This is a genomic window from Kitasatospora sp. NPDC001132 (genome assembly GCF_053598415.1).
The window spans coordinates 143940-166415 of record NZ_JBSFKF010000018.1 but is presented as its reverse complement, the minus strand read 5'-3'; the positions used below and the strand labels follow the sequence as shown (position 1 = coordinate 166415).

11 protein-coding genes are annotated in these 22476 nt (G+C 72.7%); 4 read left to right on the top strand and 7 right to left on the bottom strand.

Translation table 11 applies throughout. The features are described 5' to 3' along the window. Nucleotides 1-9 precede the first annotated feature (9 nt). Genes ACWDBE_RS23725 through ACWDBE_RS23715 form a run of 3 tightly spaced genes read left to right on the top strand, consistent with a single transcriptional unit; the run spans nucleotide 10 to nucleotide 13159 of the window. On the top strand, nucleotides 10-9747 hold the full coding sequence (locus ACWDBE_RS23725) for an SDR family NAD(P)-dependent oxidoreductase (protein WP_449808988.1): 9738 nt from the start codon (nucleotides 10-12) through the stop codon (nucleotides 9745-9747). Beyond that, nucleotides 9744-11996, top strand: a complete 2253-nt coding sequence (locus ACWDBE_RS23720) for a cytochrome P450 (RefSeq protein WP_449808987.1) — start codon at nucleotides 9744-9746, stop codon at nucleotides 11994-11996. The genes ACWDBE_RS23725 and ACWDBE_RS23720 overlap by 4 nt, the downstream gene beginning before the upstream one ends. Then, the gene (locus ACWDBE_RS23715; RefSeq protein WP_449808986.1) at nucleotides 11996-13159 is read left to right on the top strand and encodes a macrolide family glycosyltransferase; all 1164 of its coding nucleotides are present in this window, start codon (nucleotides 11996-11998) and stop codon (nucleotides 13157-13159) included. The genes ACWDBE_RS23720 and ACWDBE_RS23715 overlap by 1 nt, the downstream gene beginning before the upstream one ends. An 85-nt stretch (nucleotides 13160-13244) precedes the next feature. Here ACWDBE_RS23715 and ACWDBE_RS23710 read toward each other — a convergent pair whose 3' ends face one another. The 5 genes from ACWDBE_RS23710 to ACWDBE_RS23690 form a co-directional block, all read right to left on the bottom strand. Continuing rightward, nucleotides 13245-13439: a hypothetical protein gene (locus ACWDBE_RS23710; RefSeq protein ID WP_449808985.1), complete on the bottom strand. Its 195-nt coding sequence runs from the start codon at nucleotides 13437-13439 to the stop codon at nucleotides 13245-13247. Further along, nucleotides 13436-14110, bottom strand: a complete 675-nt coding sequence (locus tag ACWDBE_RS23705) for a hypothetical protein (RefSeq protein WP_449808984.1) — start codon at nucleotides 14108-14110, stop codon at nucleotides 13436-13438. Before ACWDBE_RS23705 ends, ACWDBE_RS23710 begins: the two co-directional genes overlap by 4 nt. A gap of 101 nt (nucleotides 14111-14211) precedes the next feature. Then, a complete protein-coding gene (locus ACWDBE_RS23700; RefSeq protein WP_449808983.1) occupies nucleotides 14212-16071 on the bottom strand; it encodes a hypothetical protein in 1860 nt (619 codons plus the stop codon). A 176-nt stretch (nucleotides 16072-16247) separates the two neighbouring features. Beyond that, nucleotides 16248-17027: a hypothetical protein gene (locus ACWDBE_RS23695; protein WP_449808982.1), complete on the bottom strand. Its 780-nt coding sequence runs from the start codon at nucleotides 17025-17027 to the stop codon at nucleotides 16248-16250. Nucleotides 17028-17136: 109 nt separating this feature from the next. Then, nucleotides 17137-17823, bottom strand: coding sequence for a Crp/Fnr family transcriptional regulator (locus tag ACWDBE_RS23690; RefSeq protein ID WP_449808989.1), 687 nt, complete (start codon nucleotides 17821-17823; stop codon nucleotides 17137-17139). A 431-nt stretch (nucleotides 17824-18254) separates the two neighbouring features. On the opposite strand from ACWDBE_RS23690, the gene ACWDBE_RS23685 reads away from it, so the two are divergent. Beyond that, entirely contained in the window at nucleotides 18255-18563 is a 309-nt protein-coding gene (locus ACWDBE_RS23685; protein ID WP_449793436.1) for a sensor histidine kinase, read from the top strand. Between the two features lie 105 nt (nucleotides 18564-18668). Here the strand turns inward: ACWDBE_RS23685 and ACWDBE_RS23680 are convergent, their stop codons facing one another. Then, on the bottom strand, nucleotides 18669-19985 hold the full coding sequence (locus ACWDBE_RS23680) for an eCIS core domain-containing protein (protein ID WP_449808981.1): 1317 nt from the start codon (nucleotides 19983-19985) through the stop codon (nucleotides 18669-18671). Nucleotides 19986-20259: 274 nt separating this feature from the next. Then, nucleotides 20260-22458 (bottom strand): DUF7927 domain-containing protein, encoded by a 2199-nt coding sequence (locus ACWDBE_RS23675; RefSeq protein ID WP_449808980.1) that lies wholly within the window; start codon nucleotides 22456-22458, stop codon nucleotides 20260-20262. Nucleotides 22459-22476: the final 18 nt, after the last annotated feature.

Genomic DNA, 22476 nt, shown 5'->3' with positions numbered 1-22476 from the left:
CTGGAGCGGGTGGATGTGGTGCAGCCCGCCCTGTTCGCGGTGATGGTGGCGCTGGCGGAGCTGTGGCGTGCCCATGGTGTGGAGCCCGATGCGGTTGTCGGGCATTCGCAGGGGGAGATCGCGGCGGCGTACGTGGCCGGCGCGCTGTCCTTGGACGATGCCGCGAAGGTGGTCGCCCTGCGCAGCCGCGCGCTGGCGGTGTTGGCCGACCAGGGCGGGATGGTGTCGGTCGGCCTGGGGCATGAGCAGGCGGCCGAGTTCGTGGCCCGCTGGGACGGCCGGCTGACGGTGGCGGTGGTGAACGCCCCCGGTTCGGTCGTCGTGTCGGGTGATCTGGACGCGCTGGACGAACTGCTGAAGTCCTGTGAGGCCGACGGCATCCGCGCCCGCCGCCTGCCGGTGAACTATGCCGCCCACTCCGTCCAGGTCGAGGCGATCCGCGAGCAACTGCTCACCGACCTCACCGACATCACACCGCACCCGGCGGTGATCCCGTTCTACTCGACGGTGACCGGCGAGGAGATCGACACCTCCGCCCTCGACGCCGACTACTGGTACCGCAACCTCCGCGAACCCGTGCTGTTCGACCGGACCACCCGGCTGCTGCTCGCCTCGGGCAGCGACCCCGTCTTCGTCGAGATCAGCCCGCACCCGGTGCTCACGCCCGCGCTGGAGGAGCACGAGGCGGGTGTGGTGACCGGGACACTGCGCCGTGACCACGGCACCCCGGCCGAGTTCCTGGCCGCCGCGGCGCGGCTGTTCGTCGCGGGTGTGCCGGTGCGGTGGCCGTTGCCCGGAGGGGAGCCGGTGGCGCTGCCCACCTACCCCTTCCAGCGGACGCGGTTCTGGCTCGCCGGAGGCGCGGGAGACGTGTCCGCGGCCGGGCTCGACTCGGTGGACCACCCCCTGCTCGGCGCCGCTGTCGAGGTGGGCGAGCAGCGGGTCCTGACGGGTCGGCTCTCCCTGGCCACCCACCCCTGGCTCGCGGACCACTCCGTCCTGGGGACGGTGCTGCTGCCCGCGACGGCGTTCGTGGAACTGGTGGTGCACGCGGCCGGGGCGGCAGTGGAGGAACTGGTCCTGGAGGCGCCGCTGGTGTTGCCCGCGGACGGCGCGGTGGACCTGCAGGTCGTCGTGGGCGAGCCGGACGGGACCGGCCGCCGCACGGTCGACGTCCGGTCCCGCACGGACGGCTGGGTGCGGCACGCCACCGGCACGGTGAGCGGGCAGCCTGTGGTCGGGCGGGCCGTGGTCGGGCGGGAACTGACGCAATGGCCGCCGGCCGGCGCGGAACCGGTCACCGGGCTCTACGACACGCTCGCCGCGGCGGGCTACGAGTACGGGCCGGCCTTCCAGGCCGTGCAGGCGGTGTGGCGCCGCGGCAATGAGGTGTTCGCCGAGGTCACCGTGCCGGACGCGGCCCGGTTCTCCGTCCATCCGGCCCTGCTGGACGCCGCCCTGCAACCGCTGGCGCTGCTGTCCGGTACGGAAGGCGACGTGCGGCTGCCGTTCTCGCTGGGCGGGATCGCGGTCCACCGCACCGGTGTGACCTCGGCGCGCGTACGGCTGACGGTGGTGCGCCCCGGCACGTACGCCATCCACCTGGCGGACCGGTCCGGCGAGCCCGTGGCGACCATCGAGGCGCTGACCACCCGTCCGATGGCCGAACGCGGCCCGCTGTACGCCCTCGACTGGATTCCGCTGACCCCCGGCGAAGGCGCGCTCGGCGACGCCGTCGTCTCGCCCGGCTCGGTCGTCGAGGCGCTGGCGGCCGTCCAGGGCTTCCTGGCCGGGCCCGGCGAAAGGCTCGTGGTGCGCACGCGGGGCGCGGTCGCCGTCGTTCCCGGTGACGCGGTGAGCGACCCGGAAGCCTCGGCCGTATGGGGCCTGGTCCGGTCCGCGCAGTCCGAGCACCCCGGCCGGTTCGTGCTCGTGGACGCCGACGAGCTGCCCGACGGCCTGTCGGTCGGCGACGAGGACCAGCTGGCGGTGCGCCGGGGGGCCGTCTACGTGCCCCGGCTCGTGCGCTGCGCACCGGAAGAGGCGTTCGACGGACGGCTGACGCAGGCGGGCACGGGCAGCCTGGACGACCTCGCCTTCCTGCCGTACGAGCAGGCCCCGCTCGGACCCCTGGAGGTGCGCGTCGCCGTGCGGGCGGCCGGCCTGAACTTCCGGGACGTGCTGATCGCCCTCGGCGTCTACCCGGACCCGGCGCTGCTCGGCAGCGAGGGCGCGGGCGTCGTCACCGAGGTCGGCGCCGAGGTCACCGGGCTGCGGCCGGGTGACCGGGTCGCCGGGCTGCTTCCCGGCGCCTTCGGCCGGGTGGCCGTCGCCGACCACCGGGTGCTGGTGCGCATCCCCGACGAGTGGACGTTCACCCAGGCCGCCACCGTGCCGATCGCGTTCATGACGGCGTGGTACGGCCTGCGCGACCTGGGCGGGCTGAAGGCCGGTGACCGGGTGCTGATCCACGCGGGTACCGGTGGTGTCGGCATGGCGGCGATCCAGCTGGCCCGGCGGCTCGGGGCGGAGGTGTTCGCCACCGCCGGCCCGGCCAAGTGGCACGTCCTGCGTGCCCTGGGGCTGGACGAGGACCACATCGCCTCGTCGCGCACCCTGGAGTTCGAGCAGAGCTTCCCGCCCATGGACGTCGTCCTGAATTCGCTGTCCGGCGAGTTCCTGGACGCCTCCCTGCGGCTGCTCGTGCCGGGCGGCCGGTTCGTGGAGATGGGCAAGGCCGACGTCCGGCCCGGCGTGCTGGCCTTCGACCTGGCCGATGCGGGACCTGAGCGGCTGGCGGAGATCCTGGCCGAGGCCGTCCGGCTGCTCGGTGCGGGCGAGCTGCGGCTGCCACCGCTCACCACCTGGGACGTCCGCCGCGCGCGGGACGCCTTCCGGTTCATGAGCCGGGCCGCTCACGTGGGGAAGATCGTTCTCACCGTTCCCCAGCCGATCGGCCCCGACGGCACCGTGCTGATCACCGGGGGTACGGGGACGCTGGGGGGCCGTGTGGCCCGGCATCTGGTGGCCGAGCGGGGTGTGCGGCACCTGCTGCTGGTCAGCCGCGGTGGTGGCGGGGCGGCGTTGCGCGAGGAGTTGGAGGGGCTGGGCGCCGAGGTGACCGTGGCGGCCTGTGACGTGGCCGACCGGGACGCGCTGGCGGCCGTCCTGGACTCGATCCCGGCCGCGCACCCGCTGACCGCGGTCGTCCACGCCGCCGGCGTGCTCGACGACGCCGTGGTCGAGTCCCTGACCCCCGAACGTCTCGCCGCGGTCTGGGAGCCCAAGGCACGGGCGGCCTGGAACCTGCACGAACTCACCCGGGGAAGGGACCTGACGGCGTTCGTCCTCTTCTCCTCGGCGGCCGGGACGCTGGGCGCGGCAGGGCAGGCGAACTACGCCGCGGCGAACGCCTACCTCGACGGCCTGGCCGCGTACCGGCGTGCCCAGGGCCTGCCGGGGGTGTCGCTGGCCTGGGGCTACTGGGCCGAGGCCAGCGGGCTGACCGGGCAGATGTCCGAGGCCGACGGTGAACGCCTCGCCCGCGCGGGGCTGCTGCCGATGGCGACCGACTACGGACTCGGGCTGTTCGACGGGGGCCTGGACACCGCGCAACCGGCGGTGGTCGCGGCCCGACTCAAGGTGTCCGCACTGGGCGACCGGCCGGTGCTGCGCGCGCTGACACGCGCCCGCAAACCGGTGCGGACCACCGGACTGGCGGGCGAGCTGGGATCGCTCCCCGAGGCCCGGCAACGCGAGGTTCTGCTCGGCCTGGTCAGCGCCCACGCCTCGGCCGTGCTGGGCCGCAGCGACGAGATCGGTGGCGACCTGGCCTTCAAGGACCTGGGCTTCGACTCGCTGACCGGCGTGGAGCTGCGCAACCGACTGTCCACGGCGGTCGGGACCAGGCTGTCGGCGACGATGGTCTTCGACCACCCGACCCCGACCCGGCTGGCCGAATACCTGCGCGAGGTGGTCCTCGGCAGGGAGCGCCGGACGGTCGCGCCCGTGCCGGTGGGGGTTCCGGTGTCGGATGATCCGGTGGTCGTGGTGGGGCTGGGGGCCCGCTATCCGGGTGGGGTGGGGTCCGCCCAGGAGTTGTGGGATGTGGTGTCCGGTGGGGTGGACGCGGTGGGGGAGTTCCCCTCGGATCGTGGGTGGGACGTGGGTCGTCTCTACGATCCGGCCGGTGGTCCGGGGAGGTCGTACACGCGGTCGGGTGGCTTTCTGGGGGATGCGGGTGGCTTCGACGCGGCGTTCTTCGGGATCTCGCCGCGGGAGGCGTTGGCGATGGATCCGCAGCAGCGGGTGCTGCTGGAGACGGTGTGGGAGACCTTCGAGGACGCGGGGATCGATCCGACGTCGCTGAGGGGCAGCCAGACGGGCGTCTTCACCGGCATCTGGGCATCCGGCTACGCGGGCGGAGTGGACCAGATCTCGCGCGACGCGGACGGCTACGTGGCCACCGGCACGGCGACGAGTGTGACCTCCGGGCGGGTGTCGTACCTGCTGGGGCTGGAGGGTCCGGCGGTGTCGGTGGACACGGCGTGCTCGTCGTCGCTGGTGGCGATCCACCTGGCGGCGCAGGCGCTGCGCTCGGGGGAGTGCTCACTGGCCCTGGCCGGCGGGGTGACGGTGATGGCGACACCCGCCGCCTTCATCGACTTCTCCCGTCAGCGGGGGCTTGCGGCCGACGGGCGGGTGAAGGCGTTCGCCGAGGCGGCCGATGGTACGGCGTGGGGTGAGGGTGCGGGTGTCGTGCTCCTGGAGCGGTTGTCGGACGCCCGTCGTCACGGTCACCGGGTGCTGGCGGTGGTGCGGGGTTCGGCGGTGAACCAGGACGGGGCGTCCAACGGGCTGACCGCGCCGAACGGTCCGTCGCAGGAGCGGGTGATCCGGCAGGCGCTGGCGAACGCCGGGCTGGAGGCGTCCGAGGTGGATGCGGTGGAGGCCCACGGCACCGGCACCACCCTCGGTGACCCGATCGAGGCGCAGGCGCTGCTGGCGACGTACGGCCGGGACCGGGTGGAGCCGTTGTGGCTGGGGTCGGTGAAGTCCAACATCGGCCACACCCAGGCGGCGGCCGGTGTGGCGGGTGTGATCAAGATGGTCATGGCGATGCGGCACGGTGAACTGCCGCGGACCCTCCACGTCGATGCGCCGACCTCGCACGTTGACTGGTCGGCGGGCCAGGTCTCACTGCTGACCGAGGCCCGGCCGTGGCCGGAGACGGGGCGTCCCCGCCGCGCCGGCGTGTCGGCGTTCGGCATCAGCGGTACCAACGCGCACGTGATCCTGGAGGCCCCGGCGCCGGAGCCGGCCGAGGAGACCTCGCCTGAGTCCCCCGCCGCTCCCGCAGCCGTCGTGCCAGTGCCGTGGCTGCTGTCGGCCAAGTCCGAGCAGGCGCTCCGGGCCCAGGCCCGCAGGCTGCAGGCGTACGCGGCCAAGGCCCCCGACGCGGACGGAATCGCCGCCGCGCTCGCCGCGCGGACCCGGTTCCCCCACCGGGCCATGGTGACCGGACCGGAGGCACTGGCGGCCCTGCTGCGCGGGGAGGCGCATCCCGGGCTGGTGACCGGCGATGCCCGCGACTCGGGCAGGTCGGCGTTCGTGTTCTCCGGTCAGGGTGGTCAGTGGGCGGGGATGGGTCGGGGCCTGTACCGCGAGTTCCCGGTGTTCGCGCGGGTGTTGGACGAGGTCTGCGAACTGCTGGAGCTGCCCGTGGAGGTGCTGTTCGAGGACGAGGAGGGGGTGTTGGGGCAGACGCTGTTCACCCAGGGTGCGGTGTTCGCGCTGGAGGTGGCGCTGTTCCGGCTGGTGGAGTCCTTGGGTGTGCGGCCGGACTTCGTGGTGGGGCACTCGGTGGGTGAGGTGGCGGCGGCCCATGTGGCGGGCGTTCTGAGTCTGGAGGACGCGTGTGTGCTGGTGGGTGCGCGGGGCCGGTTGATGCAGGAGTTGCCCGGTGGTGGGGCGATGGTCTCGCTCCAGGCGTCGCTGGAGGAGGTGGAGGGGTCGCTGGTGCCGGGTGCCGAGGTGGCGGCGGTCAACGGGTCGGATGCGGTGGTGGTGTCGGGGGACGAGGCCGCGGTGGCGGCGGTCGCTGGGGTGTGGCAGGGCCGTGGGCGCCGGGTGAAGCGGCTGGAGGTCAGTCACGCGTTCCATTCGGCGCGGATGGATCCGGTGCTGGAGAAACTCGGCAAGGTGGCGGCTGGTTTGTCGTTCGGTGAGCCGGTGATCCCGGTGGTCTCGACGGTGGCCGGACATCCGGTGGACCTGGGGGAGCCCGGGTACTGGGTGCGCCAGGTGCGGGAGCCGGTCCGGTTCGCGGATGCGATGGAGTGGCTGACGGGCCAGGGTGTCACGGGGTTCGTCGAGGTGGGTCCGCATCCGGTGCTGGTGGGGAACGGCTTGATGCGCCGTGATGGTGACTCCCCGGAGCGGCTGTTCGCGGGGCTGGGGCGGTTGTGGGCGGACGGCGCCGCGCGCTGGACGCCACCCGCGACCACGACGGCGGGAACGCCGGACGTGCGGGTGCCTTCGTACGCCTTCCAGCACCAGCACTACTGGCTCCAGCCCACCACCCCGTCGGAGGGCCTCGACACGCCCGACCACCCGCTGCTGCGGTCCCTGGTGAAGCTCCCCGACGGGCAGGGCGTGGTGCTGACCGGGAAGCTCTCCGCTTCCCTCCACCCGTGGCTGGCCGAGCACACCGTACTCGGTTCGACGCTGCTGCCCGCGATGGCGTTCGTGGACATGGCCGTCCACGCCGGCGAGCACACGGCCAGCCCCGTCCTGTCCGAGCTGGTCCTGGAGGCGCCGCTCGTGCTGTCCGAGCGCGACGGCGTGCACGTGCAGGTCACCGTCGGCGCGCCCGACGACACCGGACACCGGCCCGTCACCGTCCACTCCCGCACCTCCGCCGAGCCCGACGAGTGGACCCGCCACGCGACCGGAGTGCTCAGTCCGCCGGACCGGGCGACACGGGCCGACGGGACGGCCGTGCCCGGGGCGGACGACAGCGAGGCCGCGCCGATCGACATCGGCTCGCTCTACGACCGGCTCGCCGAAGCCGGCTACGAGTACGGGCCGGCCTTCCAGGGGCTCACCGGCATCCGGCGGCACGGCGAGGACCTGCACGCCGAGGTGAGCTTCCCGGAGGACCCCGCACAGCTCACCGGTTACCGCGTCCACCCCGCGCTCCTGGACGCCGCCATACAGCCGCTGACCCTGCTCGCCGGCCTCGCGGCCGAGGACGGCGGCGCCGGCGGCAGCCCGGCGCGGATGCCCTTCTCCTTCTCCGGCGTGTCGGTCACCGGGTCGGCCGCGACGGTCCGCGTGGTGCTGCACCCGACCGGGCCGGACACCTACGCGGTGCGGATCACCGACACCGCCGGGACACCGGTCGTGAGCATCGACGAGATCGTCCTGCGGCCCGTCGAAGCGGCGGGTCACGGGGTCGGGCGTCGGCCGAACACGCTGTTCGCCGTCGACTGGACCCCGATGGCGGCACCGGACGGCCCGGACACCGAGACGGTCCTCCACGAGGTCGCCGGCGAGGGCGAACCGGTCGCGGCCGCCCACGCGGTGACCCGTGAACTGCTCGGCAGGGTACGGGAGTTCCTGGCCACCGACATGCCGGCCCGGCTCGTGGTCCTCACCGGCGACGACCTGGCCTCGGCCGCCGCCCGCGGCTTCCTGCGCAGCGCGCACAGCGAGAACCCCGGGCGGATCCTGACCGTCCGGCACGACGGCACGGCCGCCTCACGACGGGCGATCCCCGCCGCGGTGCGCGCCGCCGTGAGCGACGGCGAGCCCGAGATCCAGCTGCGCGACGGAACCGCCCTCGTGCCGAGGCTGGTGCGGGCTGTCCCGACCGCACCGACCGCCCCGGCCAGGCCCCTGGACGGTGCGCCCCTGGACGGCACCGTGCTGATCACCGGCGGCACCGGCACCCTCGGCGTCCTGGTCGCCCGGCACCTGGTCGCCCGGCACGGCGCCCGGCACGTGGTGCTCGCCGGCCGCCGCGGCGTCGAGCCGCCCGGGCTCCGGGAGGAGCTGGGCGCGGCCCTCACCGTGGTCGCCTGCGACGCCGGTGACCGCCGGGCACTGAGGGATCTCGTCGCCTCGATCCCCGACCTGCGGGCCGTCGTGCACGCCGCCGGGGTCGTCGACGACGCCGTGGTGGGATCGATGACACCGGAGCAGATCGACACGGTGCTGCGCTCGAAGGCCGATGCCGCGTGGCACCTGCACGAGGCCACCGAGCACCTGGACCTGCGGGCGTTCGTGCTGTTCTCCTCGGCGTCCGGGGTGTTCGGCGCCCCCGGGCAGGCCAACTACGCCGCCGCGAACGCGTTCCTCGACGCGCTCGCCGAGCACCGGCACGCGCGCGGTCTGCCGGCCACCTCCCTGGCCTGGGGCCAGTGGGCCGAGTCCAGCGGCATCACCGGGAACCTGACCGAGGCCGACCAGCGCCGGCTGGCGAGGACCGGGATGCTGCCGCTGGCCACCGAGCAGGCCCTCGGCCTGTTCGACACCGTCCTGGCCGGCGAACGCCCGGCGCTGGTGCCGGTCCGCCTCGACCTCGCGGCGATCGACACCCCGCCCGCGCTGCTGCGCGGACTCGCCCGGCCGCGGCGCGCGCCGGCCCCGGCGGCCGGCCCCGGCGACCTGCGGGCCAGGCTCGAAGCCCTGCCCGAGCCCGAGCAGCGCGCCCTGCTGCTCGACCTGGTCGTCAGGCACAGCGCGAGCATCCTCGGGATGGCCCCCGGAGGGATCGACGACCCGCGCCGGCTGTTCCGCGACCACGGCGTCGACTCGCTGACCGCCATCGAGCTGCGCAACCAGCTCAACGCGGCCACCGGGCTCCAGCTCCCGGCGACCCTCGTCTTCGACTTTCCGACGCCCGAACAGCTCGTCAACCACCTCTACGGGCAGCTGTGCTCGCCGGAGAACCGGGTCGCCGGGCCGATGGAGCGCCTGCTGCGCAAGGCCGTCGACGTCGGCCGCACGCAGGACGGCCTCGATCTGCTGGCCACGGTGTCCCGGCTGAGCCCGGCCACCGACGCGCCCGAGGCCGAGGCCGTCGCCCTCGCGACCGGCTTCCTCCAGCCGTCGCTGGTCTGCCTGCCGTCCGCGCTGGCGTCCGGCGGCATCGAGGAGTACGGGCGGTTCGCCGCGGCGCTGGAGGCCGCCCGCGACGTCATGGCGGTCACCCTGCCGGGCTTCGCCGGCGACCCGTTGCCCGCGGACGCCGACGTCCTGGTCCAGGCACTCGCCGAGGCCGCGTCGGCCGTCGCCGCGCCGGTGCTGGTCGGCCGTTCGGTGGGCGCGTGGCTGGCGCTGGCGACCGCCAGGGAACTGGAACGGCGGGGGGCCCGGCCGAGCGCCGTGGTGCTCATCGACGGCTACCCCGACGACCTGCCGGGTGTGCTCACCGGCATGCTCGACGCCGGCCACCAGGTCCACCCGGTCGACGACGACCGGCTGGTGGCCATGGGCCGCTACCTCGATCTGGCCGGCGCCCCGGAGCCCGTCACCGCGCCGGTGCTGCTGGTGGGCACCGGGGAGCGCTCGTGGCCCCGGCTGTCCACCACCGTCCAGGAGGTGCTCACCGTCCCAGGCGACCACTTCACCGCACTGGAGGAGAACTCCGCGGCCACGGCGCTGGCCATCAGTACATGGCTCCTCGACTTCGACGGGTACGGGGCCGGGTTGTCCGAACTCAGGGGAAAGGACCAAGCATGATCTGGGACAACGTCTACATCGGCGGAACGGGGCGGTACCTGCCGCCCCGCACGCCCGCGACGCAGGCAGTGCCGGACACCGAGACCATGCGGCGGCTGCTCGCGCTGTCGGACTTCGTGTCGTTCACCAGCTCCGACGACGTCACCGAGCACGCGATGGCCGTGCACGCGGCGATCGGAGCCCTGCGCGAGTCCGGCCTCAGCGGCGCCGACATCTCCATGGCCGCCTACGCGCAGATGGACCACCAGGACCACATGGCGTCCTCCTGCCACCTGCAGCGCGTCCTCGGCCTCGGCCACGCCCTCGTCTACGAGGTCGAGGCGACCAGCAACGGCGGCTCGGCCGCGCTGCAGTCCGCCGCCGCGCACCTGGTGGCCGACCCGGCCGCGACCGCGACCCTGGTCACGGCCACCGCCCGGTTCCTGCCGCCGCGGTGGGAACGCTGGCAGCCCACCGTCGGGATCTTCCTGGCCGACGGTGCGGTCGCGGCCGTGCTCAACCGCGAGGGCGGCCGGGCGCGCCTGGTCGCGACCGCCAACAGCTCCGCGACCCAGATGGAGGTCCTCGCCACCCCGACGATCCCGGACCCCAAGGGCCACCGCAACCGTACGCCGATCGAGGTCACCGGCCTGGCTCCGTACCTGACGCTCATGAGCGGGGCACTGGTCACCGCGGTCGAACAGGCCGCCAAGGAGGCCGGCGTCAGCATCGCCGACATCACCAGGTTCGTCGTCACCGGTCTGGGCCTGGCCCAACTGGAGGTCGTCGTGCTGGAGCCGCTCGGCATCGACCTGAGCCGCACCACCTGGCCGATGCTGCGCGAGCTCGGCCACGTCGGGCCGTGCGACCAACTGCTCGGCATGGACCACCTGCTGCACGACGAGACCCTCAAGCCCGGCGACACCATCATGTCGATCGGCCTCGGCATGGGCTCGCGGTTCACCGCGACCCTGCTGGAGGTCACCGAGCCCCCCAAGCCCCGTACGACCACCGTCTTCACCGAACCGGTGCGCGCGCAGGCCCCGTCCGCCGACACGTACGTCATCGACCCCTCGGGCGGCGACATCTTCGGCGAGGCCGCCGCGTTGCGCGAGCGCGGCCCGGCCACGCCCGTCGAACTGCCCGGTGGCGTGTCGGCCTGGGCCGTCACCGGGCACGACCTGACGAAGAAGCTGCTGCTCGACCCGAAAGTCTCCAAGGACGCGAACAAGCACTGGCCGCTGTGGCGCGACGGCGACATCCCGCCGGACTGGCCGCTGATCATGTGGGTCGCGATGCAGAACATGTTCACCGCCTACGGGTCCGATCACACCAGGCTGCGCAGCCTGGTGGCCAAGGCGTTCACCCAGCGCCGCATCGAAGCGATGCGGCCGCGCGTCGAGGAGATCACGGCCGGCCTGATCGCCGACCTGGCCGCGGTGCCGCCGGGGCAGACGGTCGACCTGCGCGCACGGTTCGCGTTCCCGCTGCCGATCCAGGTCATCACCGGACTGTTCGGGGTGACCGCGCAGACGGGCGCGGACCTGCGGCGGCTGGTGGACGCGGTGTTCAGCCTCGACGCGGACCCGGCGGGCGTGCAGGCCGCCTCCGGCGAGCTGTACATGCTGCTCAAGGACCTCGTGGCCGCCAAACGGCGCGACCCCGGCGACGACATGACCAGCGACCTGATCGCCGCGCAGGAGGCGGACGGCACACGACTGTCCGAGCGGGAACTGCTGGACACCCTGCTGCTGACCATCTCCGCCGGCTTCGAGACGACGGTCAACCTGCTCGACCACGCCATCCACGCGCTGGCCACGCACCCGTCCCAGCTCGCCCTGGTCCGGTCCGGGACCAGCACCTGGGAGGACGTGGTGGACGAGACCCTGCGCTGGCAGGCGCCGGTGCCGAACCTGCCGCTGCGGTACGCCGTGGAGGACATCTCCGCGGACGGCGTGCAGATCCGCAAGGGCGAGGCGATCCTGCTGTCCTACGGCGCGGCCGGCCGCGACCCGGCGCGGCACGGGGCCGACGCGGAGGACTTCTCCGTCACCCGGCCGTCGCGGGCCGACCACCTCACCTTCGGGCACGGCGTGCACTTCTGCCTCGGCAGCCCCCTGGCGAAGCTGGAGGCGACGACGGCGCTGTCCGCGCTGTTCTCCCGGTTCCCCCGGCTGCGGCTGGCCGTCCCGTCGTCCGAACTCGAGCCGCTGGGTTCCTTCTTCACCAACGGGCACAAGACCCTTCCGGTCATCCTGGAGGAGAGCTGATGGCCCATGTCGCCTTCGTGAGCGCGCCCGCGTCCGGGCATGTGAACCCGACCCTGCCGCTGGTCGAAGAGCTGGTGCGGCGCGGTCACCGGGTCAGCTACGCCACGGGACCGGCCACCATGGACGCCGCCGTCGCCGCCGGGGCGTCGCCGGTGACCCTGCCCTCGCAGCTGCCGCCCGACATGGCGGCGAGGGGCGAGTTCACGGCGGAACAGCTCGCCGTGACGATGGAGCACTACCTCGACGACGCGCGTGCCTCCTTCCCCGTCCTGGCCGAGCACTTCACGGCCGACCCGCCGGACGCGGTGTGCTACGACTCGGTGACCTTCACCGGGAGGATGCTGGCGAACCTGCTCGACGTGCCGGAGATCTCCCTGGTGCCGACCTTCGCGGAGAACGAGTCCTTCTCGGCGGCGCAGGTGTACCTGCCGGCCGACTTCGACCACACCGACCCCCGGCTGGTGGCCGCGATCCAGGACATGGGGAAGTTCGCGCAGGGTCACGCCTTCCTCGGGGACCCGAACCTGATGTTCGGCCACGTGGCCCCGACGAGCCTGGTGTTCATCCCCCGCGAGTTCCAGATGGCGGGGGACACCTTCGACGAGCGCTTCCACTTCGTCGGGCCGTCGCTGAGCAGCCGGCAGACCACCGAGGAGTGGAGCCCCCGGTCGCAGGCCCCGGTGCTGCTGATATCGCTGGGAACCGTCTTCAACGACCGGCCCGAGTTCTACCGGACCTGCATCGAGGCGTTCGGGGACAGCGACTGGCAGGTCGTCATTGCGGTGGGTGGGCTGGACCAGGAGTCGCTGGGCCCGATCCCGGCGAACGTCGAAGTGCACGCGCACGTGCCGCAGGTGGCGCTGCTGCGACACACCGAGGTGTTCCTGAGCCACGCCGGGATGAACTCGGCGATGGAGTCCCTCTACCACGGGGTGCCCTTCGTGGCGGTGCCGCAGATCCCGGAACAGCGGGCGGTCGCCCGGCGGGCGGAGGAGCTGCGGGTCGGCAGGACGCTCGCCGAGCCGACCGTGCAGGGCCTGCGCGACGCCGTCCAGGACGTCCGGTCCTGCCGCCCCCGGGCGGCGGCCCTGAGCCGGATCGTGCGCGGGGCGGGCGGCGCGTCAAAGGGGGCCGACGTCCTGGAGGAGCTGCTGACGCGGTAGCGGCCGGACTCCACCGGGCGGTGCGCGGGTGCGGACCGCCCGGTGGAGCCCGTTCCCGCGCAAGAACGACGTCACCAGAAGTTCCCTAGCCGGGGTCGTCGCTGCGAGGCGGCCGCTGTCGTCCCCGCCCCCGATAGACCATGTCGTCGGGGCGCAGCATCAACCGGGCGTACTGCCAGGCCGCGTCGAAGGGCATGCGGGTCGAACCCGCTGCCCGGATTCGCAGCGCCAGGAGACTGGTCACCGGAGCCAGGACCCAGCGCCACACGGACAGCCTCATCTCGCCGCTCCCGACCCGCCGGCCCGCGGCCGCGCCTCGTGACCGGCACCAGTCTTCGTGTCCGGTTCGGACGGCTCCCACCAAGTCCTGGTGTCTGCCCACCCCATCCGGTCGAAGACGTCCTGCACGGTGGCGGCGAACCGGGCGTGCCTACCAGGGTCGTTCTCCAGCTTGTCCCACAGGTGGGCCACCCCGTGCGCGAAGCGTTCCGCCTTGGCCTGCGCGTCGTCGGCGGCGCCGACGAGCGGCAGGATGTGCTCCCGGAATTCCTTCCACCCCGGATGCGGAGCGATTTCGGTGTGGTTGAGCAGCCACCAGACGCGTGCGCTGTCCGGCGCGGCGAGTACCACGTCCCGGATCCAGTCCTGTCTGACCTGCTCCTGTTGTGCTGTCCGTCGAGCGTCGCGGAGGGCATCGAGGTAATCCTGGGACCTGGCCTCGTCCTCCTGGCTCAATGTCAGCGTGAGCCGTGCCCGCCAGCGGGCCTCCGAGCCGTCCCCGACGTCGCGCCATGACCGGGTCTCCTGGGCGAGCCGCTGCCGGACGATCTCCAGCTCGTCCGGCGCGTGATCTCCCGCGATCGCCCGCCCCGTGCGCTCCAAGGCGAGCCGTGCGGCCGCCTCGGCGGCCGCACGGTCACCCCGGGCTCCGGGCGGTGGGCGGAAGCTCACGGCTCCGCGCACTCGGAAGCCGATTCCTGGAATCTTCGTCGGCCACCGGCCCTTCACCCGCCCCCGTCTTCTCCACCACCGAAAGCCGGGCCCACCGGTCCTCACGGTGCGGTGGTCTCTCGCGGCGGCTCGGGCGGCACGTGCGTGCGCCGCAGGGTCTCGCGCCAGAACGGGATGACGCTTCCGCTGTCGTCCACCATCACCATGTCGAAGAACCGCTGGAATTCGCTCGCGCCGAGGACTTCGGCGAGCACGTTCTGCACCGTGTCCCGCTGGGCGGCGTCCTCTTGGTCGAACCGGGCCCGCCAACGCTGCATCTGGGCCACCCCGGCCTCCTTGCCGCCCTCGATGCTCAGCAGGCCCTGCCAGGCCTGGACGATCTGCTCCCGGGCGGCCGGTTCGGCAGCGCCGGCCAGGACGAGGTCGGTCCCCTCATCGCTGCCGATGACGGCGAGGAAGACGCCGAGCACTTGGCGCTTCAGTTTCGGGTCCGCCCACACCCGGGGGGCGGCGAGCCACTGATCGACCGCCTTGCGCACCTCGTCCGGTCGTTTGCCGGCCAACTGCCGGAAAGCCCGGCGCACGCCATCCGATCCGAGCTCCTTGCGGCCCGCGGCCTTGCCGAGTCGGGTGAGGGCCGGCCCCGGGTTCTCCTCGCCCCACTTTCCACCGCAGATCTCGACCACCAGGTCGACCTTGTGCTCGGCCGTTCTGCTACTGCTGACCCACTGCAGCAGCCTGTCGCGGACGTAGCGGCCGAGTTCGGGGTCGCCGGCTGCCTTCGTCAGCGTCTCCGCGGCGAGGGAGCGACGGCTGGACTGGACGTCCGCCAGCTCATCGAGGATGGACCGGTCGCGCCGGTCCACCGCCAGGTTGTGCAGCGCCTCGGCGGCGAGACGGGCGTCGGCCTCGGGAATGCTCCGATTGCTGATGACGCCGACGGCCCAGCGCCGGATCAGGCCCCGCTGTGTGGGGAACTCGGTCCAGAGGCTGCGCAGGACCGCCATCGCCAGGCCGGGCTTGCTCGGGTCGTGGTGGACGCGTTCTCCGTTGGACTCGATGCCGGCCGCCTTGAGCCTGCTCGCGCTGGTGGCGTCGGCCAGCACCTGGGCGGGCGAACGCTCCAAGGCGAGTTCCTTCTGCAACTCGTCGCTGGCCCGAATCACCGAACTGCGCTGTCCGCCGTCGAGCAGTGCGCCCGCCCACACCGTCGCGCGGATCGCCAGAACCGTTTCCTGCGCTGCTGCCGCACCCCGCTGCAGCAGCTTCTCCACAGCAGTCGGCCAGTTCATGAACTCATCCACCAGCAGGGCGAGTCCGTCACGCTTCTCGGCTCGGGAGATGACGCCGGCCAGCCGGTGGGCTTCACGGGCGCCCGGATTCCCCGACCAGATCCTGTCCAGTGCCGGCTCGTTCAACCAGTCGATGCGGTCGGCCACCGGTCCGGCCCGCAGTTCTGCCTCCACCAGGGCCCGAGCGTCGGGCGCCTCAGGCCAGGCCGTGAGCTCGACGGTCCGGTCGGCCAGGTGACTGTTCCAGTCATCCGGCGTAGCCAGCACCACCAGGTACGACCCCTTGGCACGGAGCTTCTTGCCGTAGGTGACCAGGTCGGCCGCGAACCGGTCGGCGGGCGGCTCGGGAAGGTTGGAGAGGTCGAGGACGAAACCGCAGTCCTGGTCGTCCGGCAGCGGTCCGGTGGACACGTTGGACCACTCGGGGATCAGGTCGTCGATCTGGCGCACGGCAAGGTCGCGAAGCAGCCGAAGCGCCTGCGTCCGCCTGCCGGTTCCCGGCGGGGCGTTCAGCACGACCACCCCGAAGGTCCGGCAGGTGTCACGGGCGGCATTCCACTGCGCCGGGTTCCGCGGCAGCACGAACCGCCCGTTGGCCGAGGCGAGGAACTCGGCGTCCGTCGGCGGCACCTGCACCCGGTTCACGAAGTCGCCCTGCAGGAACAGCATGTACGCCTGGACGTTCCGGTCACCGAACTGGGTCAGGACGGGGGAGTTCTGGCCGGTCTGCGACGGCAGCGGCCCCGCGGCACCGGTCTCTCGACCCGGGCCGATCGGTTCCGTGGGCCGAGCGGATGGCACATCCTGCGGTTCGGGTTCTTGAGGCGCCCCGGCTCCGAAGTTGTTCACTTGATCTCCAGCCTTCCAAGGTGCTCGACCTGGACGTTCTTCTGCCCGTGTTGCGTGAACGAGGCCCCGGTCGAACGGGGGGACGCCGACTGCGGCGGTCGGTCTCCCGCTCCGTCGGCCGACGCCGCCGGGCCGGGTCCGTTGCCCTGCTCGAAGATCGCGGGGTCGGCGAGCCCCCAGTCGAAGCCCGGGATGTGCAGCCATGCGGGGCGCTGAAAGGTCTTCACCCGCACCAGGTGCGGGACGAACTGCCCGGTCAGGGCGTCGCCGCCGATGCAGCCGCTCTCGAAGACGTCTTCGTGGACCCGCTGCGAGATGATCACCGCGGTGTTGGTGATCGCCGGATTGGCGCGTGCCAGCAGGTCCCGCAACGCCTGGTCGTCCAGCAACCGGTGGGTCTGAACCATCGGCACACCGAGGCCGCTCACGGGAAGCGGGCCGACATGGATGCTGACCCGCAGCTGCAGTGGCGTCCCGTGGGGGCGCTCCTCCTGACGGTGCGCCAGCTCGTCGCGCAGGGCGCCCGGGAAGCACGCGACCAGGGCGGGAAGGGCCTCCGGCTCCACACCGGCGACGTAGCCGTCGCCCGTGTGCTGACCGAAGACCCTGCGCTCCCAGTGCGCACTCACGTTGCTGGTACTCAGCGCCTTCGCGAGCAACTGCGGGATGTCCGCGTTGACACGCTGCATGTCCCGGCTGGTCAGCGTGCCGAAGTTCCGTGCGTCGACCGCGAGTACGGCCCGGTAGGGCCACAGCGGCTCCCAAGACGGCAACACGAAGTGTTCCTCTCGTCGTGTCTGGCACCGCGTTTCGCGGCAGCAGCCACCTTCCCGGGGCCGGCCGGGTGAGAATGTCCAGCGCTGGACGCTACGGATGTGTGACAGGTCACATCGCGCCGGGAGCTCGCCCGTACGCCTCTCCGCGGGCTGCGGCCGCCAGCTGCCCGGGGTCGGTGACGATCAGATGCCGCCGCGCCAGTGAGAGGACTCCAGCCGCCTGGAGACAGCCGAGCGCCACTGCGGCCGAGGACCGCTTCATCGAGGCCATGGCAGCCAGCTCGGCCCGCGCCATTCCCAGGCCCACTACCACCGTGTCGCCCTCCGGTCTGCCCAGTTCCTCGGCCAGCAGGCTCACCACGCTCGCGATCCGGGCCACCGGGCTGGTGTGCAGCAGTGCGACCCGCAGCCGCTCATGGCTGTTCAGTCGCTCGACGGTCAACTGGTAGATCACCGCCTGGAGTTTGTGCCGATCGACGTAGTGGCGGAACGCGTGGGTCGGCAGCACCATGCCCACACAGCGCTGCGCCGCTGTCACATTCGCCGACCGTGGGCGCCCGACGAGGGCTCCCATCTCCCCCAGTACTTCGCCCGGCCCGCGGAGCATCAGGACCAACTCATCGCCGCACTCGTTGAGTTGCGTCACCCGTACCTGGCCCTCGACCAGGGCGATCACCGAGTCCGGAGACTCGCCCTGACGGAGCAGTAGCGTCCCCCGCGGGAAGGTCCGTCTCCGTCCGCGTTCCACCAGATCGCGCCACGCCTCCGGTGGCACCAAGGAGCGGAAGTTCACCATGGCCACCGGTGTCGTCACCTCACGATCGCAGCGAGACCGAAGGCGACACATCCGCCGACGGCGTGGAGCGGCGACCACTGCACACGCCGATGCCAGGCCCGGGCCGGATCGCTCGGCGCCACCACCTGCCACGCCATCTCGGCCGCGCCCGTCGCCACCGCACCAGCTCCCTCGGTTCGACCGGCACGCCGCCGGCACGCGCTCACCATCCTGCGCTCGGCGCCGAACAGGAAAACCCGGCCGGTGGACATTGGCCGATATCCGGCCGGTTACGGAATCACGCAGAAACGGGCCGAAGATTCCCGCCCGAACCAGTTCGGACCGCATATATCGACCTCCTGTCCGAATCCGCGCCGACCCACGGAAACGGCGGTGGGCCACCGCTTTCAGGACAGTCATCGGACAGCGGGCACGACACAGCCGGCAGGGGGATGCCGTGCCGGCGCCTGGTGGGCAACGCCGTCAAGTTCAGCCCGGACGGCACCCCGGTGGAGATCCGGGTCACCGGCACCCGGCTGTCCGTGCGCGACCACGGGCCCGGCATCGCCCCCGGCGACCGGCAGGCCGTCTTCGAGCGCTTCTTCCGCGCCGCCGGCACCCAGGCCACCCCGGGCTCGGGGCTGGGGCTGGCCATCGTCCACGACCTCGTCGCCGCCGACCACGGCACCGTCTTCGCGACCGCCGCCCCCGGCGGCGGTGCCGAGGTCGGCTTCCACCTGCCGCCCGCCCCTGCGCACTGACCGCCGTCGGGGAGCACTGACCACCCGTCGGGCAGCCGAGCGCCGCTCGCCCCGCGCCGTGAGGACCGCGGTGCGGGGCGAGGGGAGCTATCCGACGATCAGCGGCTACCTGGATTCCTCGCGGATCCTGTTCATGACCTGCAGGTACTTCTGGAAGAGTGCCAACATGTGAGCCTTCGTCGCTCGGACCCAGTCGTTGAGCGAGTCCTGCTTCTTCTTCCCCCTCATCCCGTTCTCCTGCACCTTCCTCCGGTAGGCGTCCTGGTCGAAGATCTTCGCCTCGAGGTCGCCGGCGGTCGTCACGGCGGTCACGGACAGCACCAGCGGATCTTCCTCCCAGGCGACGCCGTAGTGCAGGATGTCAGCCGCGTGCCGCATGCCCTCGACGAACTTTCCGTAGACCTGGGAGTTCGCGTCACCGGCTCGGCCGGCACCACCCCCCACCACGGCCTGCGCCGATTCGTACTCCTCGTTCGCACGCAGCCGCTTCGCCTGCTCCGCGAGCGTCTGCAGCTCGTCGATCAGGCCGTTGACAGCCTGCTGCGCGTCCGGACTCTCGTACAGCAGGCTCTCGTTCTGTTCTCTGAGCTTCGGGATGAGGCTGATCATCGCGTCCCCGAGGGCGTTGAAGAGGTGGTCGCCCTGCTTGGGGCCGTCCACGGCCTTTCCTTTTGTGGCATCTCCTTTCGAGGACCAATGACCGCTGTTCTTCTTGCCCATCCGCTGGACCGGTCCCGCTCCCGCGTGCGGCACCGCGCGCGGTGCCCGCTGGACAGCGGTCTCGCCGGCGGGCGCCCGCATGACCCGGGCGGTCGCGCGCATGACCCGGATCGCGTTGGCCTCCGCTTCGCGTTCGAAGCGGTCGGAGGGGTCGGAGACCCGCAGGCCCGCTCCGTTGTCGGTGCCGGCGACGGAGCCTTGGCGCTGTTGGATGACGTGGGTGAGCTCGTGGGCGAGGGTGTGCCGGTCGCCGCCGCCGTCGCCGAGGACGATGTGACTGCCGCTGGTGTAGGCGTGAGCCCCGATCTCGGCGGTGGAGGCCCTGGCGGCACCGTCGTCATGGACGCGGACATCGGTGAAGTCGGTGCCGAAGCGGTTCTCCATGTCGGTGCGGGTGGCCTCGTCGAGGGGCCGTCCAGCGGTGCGCAGGACGGCATGGACGGAGGAGCGCTGCACCGCGGGCACGTTGTGCGCGGCTTGCCGGTCCTCGAGGCCGGCGCTGTGCCCGGGCCGCCGCCTGCCATCGAGGAGGCCGGCCCGGCGCATCATCTGGACGACGGCGGCGTTGCCGGCCGAAGCCTGCAGGCCGAGGAGTCCCTGATCGGGGGTCAGTCCCGGGGCGGGCACCGAGGAGGAGCGCGCGGCAGGCCGCTGAGCGGGTTTGCGCCGGCCGGTCTCACGGCCGTGGTCGTGTACGGGCATGGGCACACTCCGGTATCCGATGTCACTACCCGGACAGCACAACAGACCGAGCGTGAACGCACCATGCCGAGAGGGGCAGTGTTCGTGTACCAGCTGATACGCCCGGGGTGCCCCGCAATGGTGACGGGAAAGGAACGTCAGGCCGCCCGCGACGGCGGAGGCGGTGCGGGAGCCGGCCGGGGGCGACTGCGCCCCGGCCGGCCCCCGGCGGCACAACGGCGGCAGGGCGGTCACCACCAGGTGGTGACCGCCCTGCCGCCGTTCGGTGTCCGGCTCAGTGGCGGTGGCGCTTGCGGCGGGAAGCCGCCAGCAGGATCAGTCCGCCGCCGATGACGAGCGCGGCGATGCCGGTGGTGAGGGCGACCTGGCTGCCGGTGCTGGCCAGGATGCCGCCGCCCGAGGACGGCTGGCTGGGCCGGCCGGTGGGCGCCGGGCTGTGGTCACCGCTCGGGCCGGTGCTCGGGCCGGTGCTCGCACCGGGGCTCTGCGTGGGCGAGCCGGTGGGTGCCGGGGTCGAGGTGTGGACCGTGACGGTCGCGGTGCACTCGCCGGCGGTCGCCGCGGGCGGGCAGTTGCCGCCGGGCCGGTCCGCCGTGACGGTGTTGCGCAGGGTGTGGTCCCCGGCGGCCGGGTTGTGGAGCGTGACGCTGTACGTCAGCTTGGCGGTGGCACCGGCGGCCAGGTCACCCTTCCAGCCGAGGACGGGCTGGGCGTAGGTGGTCGTGCCGGTGGTGGCGGTGGCGTCGTCGTTGTAGGCGGCGTCGTCGAGGACGGCGGTGAGGTCGTCGCTGACGGTCAGTGCGCTGAGCGGCGTGTTGCCGGTGTTGGTGATGTCGACGCGGTAGTGGACGGTGTCGCCGGGGTTCGCGTCGGTCTTGTCCGCGGTCTTGGTGAGGCGGTAGCCGGCGTTCTCGGCCACGGTGTTGCGGACGGTGTTGCTGGTGCGCTGCTGGTCGCGGCCGGTCTGGGCGCCGCGGTAGGCGAGGGAGGCGGTGTCGTCGAGCTTGGTGCCAGGGGGCAGGGAGGCGTCGACGCGGGCCCGGAAGGAGACGGTGGTCTCGGCGCTGGGGGCGAGGTCGGCGGTCGGGCAGGTGACGGTCTGTCCGGAGGCGGTGCAGCCGGGGCCGGAGCCCTCGACGTAGCTGGTCCCGTCGGGCAGGCGGTCGGTGAGGGTGACGCCGGTGGCGGTGTCCAGGTCGGCGCTGGTGCCGTCCTGGTGCCGGTTGGCGAGGGTGAAGGTGTAGGTGATCTCGGCGCCGGGCTGGACGAGTCCGGGGGCCTGGCCGCTGGTGTCGCCGGCCGGCTTGTTGGCCTTGGTGAGCTGGAGGTCGGGCTCACGCGCCTCGACGGCCAGCCAGATCGCCTGGGGCTCCAGCGCGTCGCCCTGGCCGGTGACGCGCAGGACGGCCTTGGTACTGCCGGCGGGCAGCTTGCCGGTGACGTCGATCATCCGTGCGTCGTAGCCGACGTTGTCGACCGGGTTCGGGGTGCGGTCGGTGATGTTGCTGCCGGTGCCGTCGGCCGTGACGCGGTCGATGCGGCTGGTGAAGGCGTTGTCGGTGGCCGGGCCGCCGGAGGTGGGCATGGGCAGGGCGGTCAGCTTGCCGGCGTCGGGGCCCACCTCCAGCGAGTCCCCGGCGATCGGCGCGTCGCCGTCGCCGACGATGACGCCCATGGTCGCCGCCGGCGCTCGGCCGGCCGGGGTGCGGATGCCGTCGAGGGTCATGGTGATGCTGGGCACGGGCGGGCGGATGAGCTGGTACCCGTCCCAGACCTGGAGGTAGCGCAGCGGCTCCTTCGGGTCCTCGTAAGCGACGACCAGGGACCAGCCGCCCCAGCAGCCGACGTTCTGGCCGCCGAAGTCGCCGGCGGAGGAACGGCCCTGGCAGGCCTGGATGTCGGCCACGGTGTACTCGCCGGAGCCGGCCGAGCGCACCAGCTCCGTGACGTCCTTGACGCCCGCGTGGGCGGTCAGCGGCGCCGGGGGCGTGCCGCCGACCTTCTGGTCGAACCAGTCGTAGGTGTCGGCCGTCAGGCGCTGGTAACCGGTGGCGCCGGGGACCTTCACGGACACCTGGTCCGCCTTGGACGCGTCCCCGGAGGTCGAGGTGAGCGAGGTGCCGACCGGGTTCAGCTGCCAGTACAGGCGGGCGTTCAGGACCCGGGCGCCGGCCGGAATGTTCAGCTTGGCCGAGGAGGCCGTGTTGCCGGGGGCGCCGGGGTCGGTCTTGACCCAGTTCACCCGGTTGTTGTTGTAGGCGTTGTCGTCACAGGCGGAGTCCTCCGGGTCGCAGGACACCACCGAGTTCGACGCCATCGTCAGATTGCCGTGCGCCAGCAGGTCCACCACCGGCTTCGGCCCGATCGGCCGCTCCTGCCCGGAACCCCGTACGGCCTGCCCGCCCGAGCCCGCCGCCCCGGCGGTGGTGGCCGGTATGACCGGCGACAGCGAAAGGACGGCGGCGGTCAGCACACCGACAGCGGTGCGCAG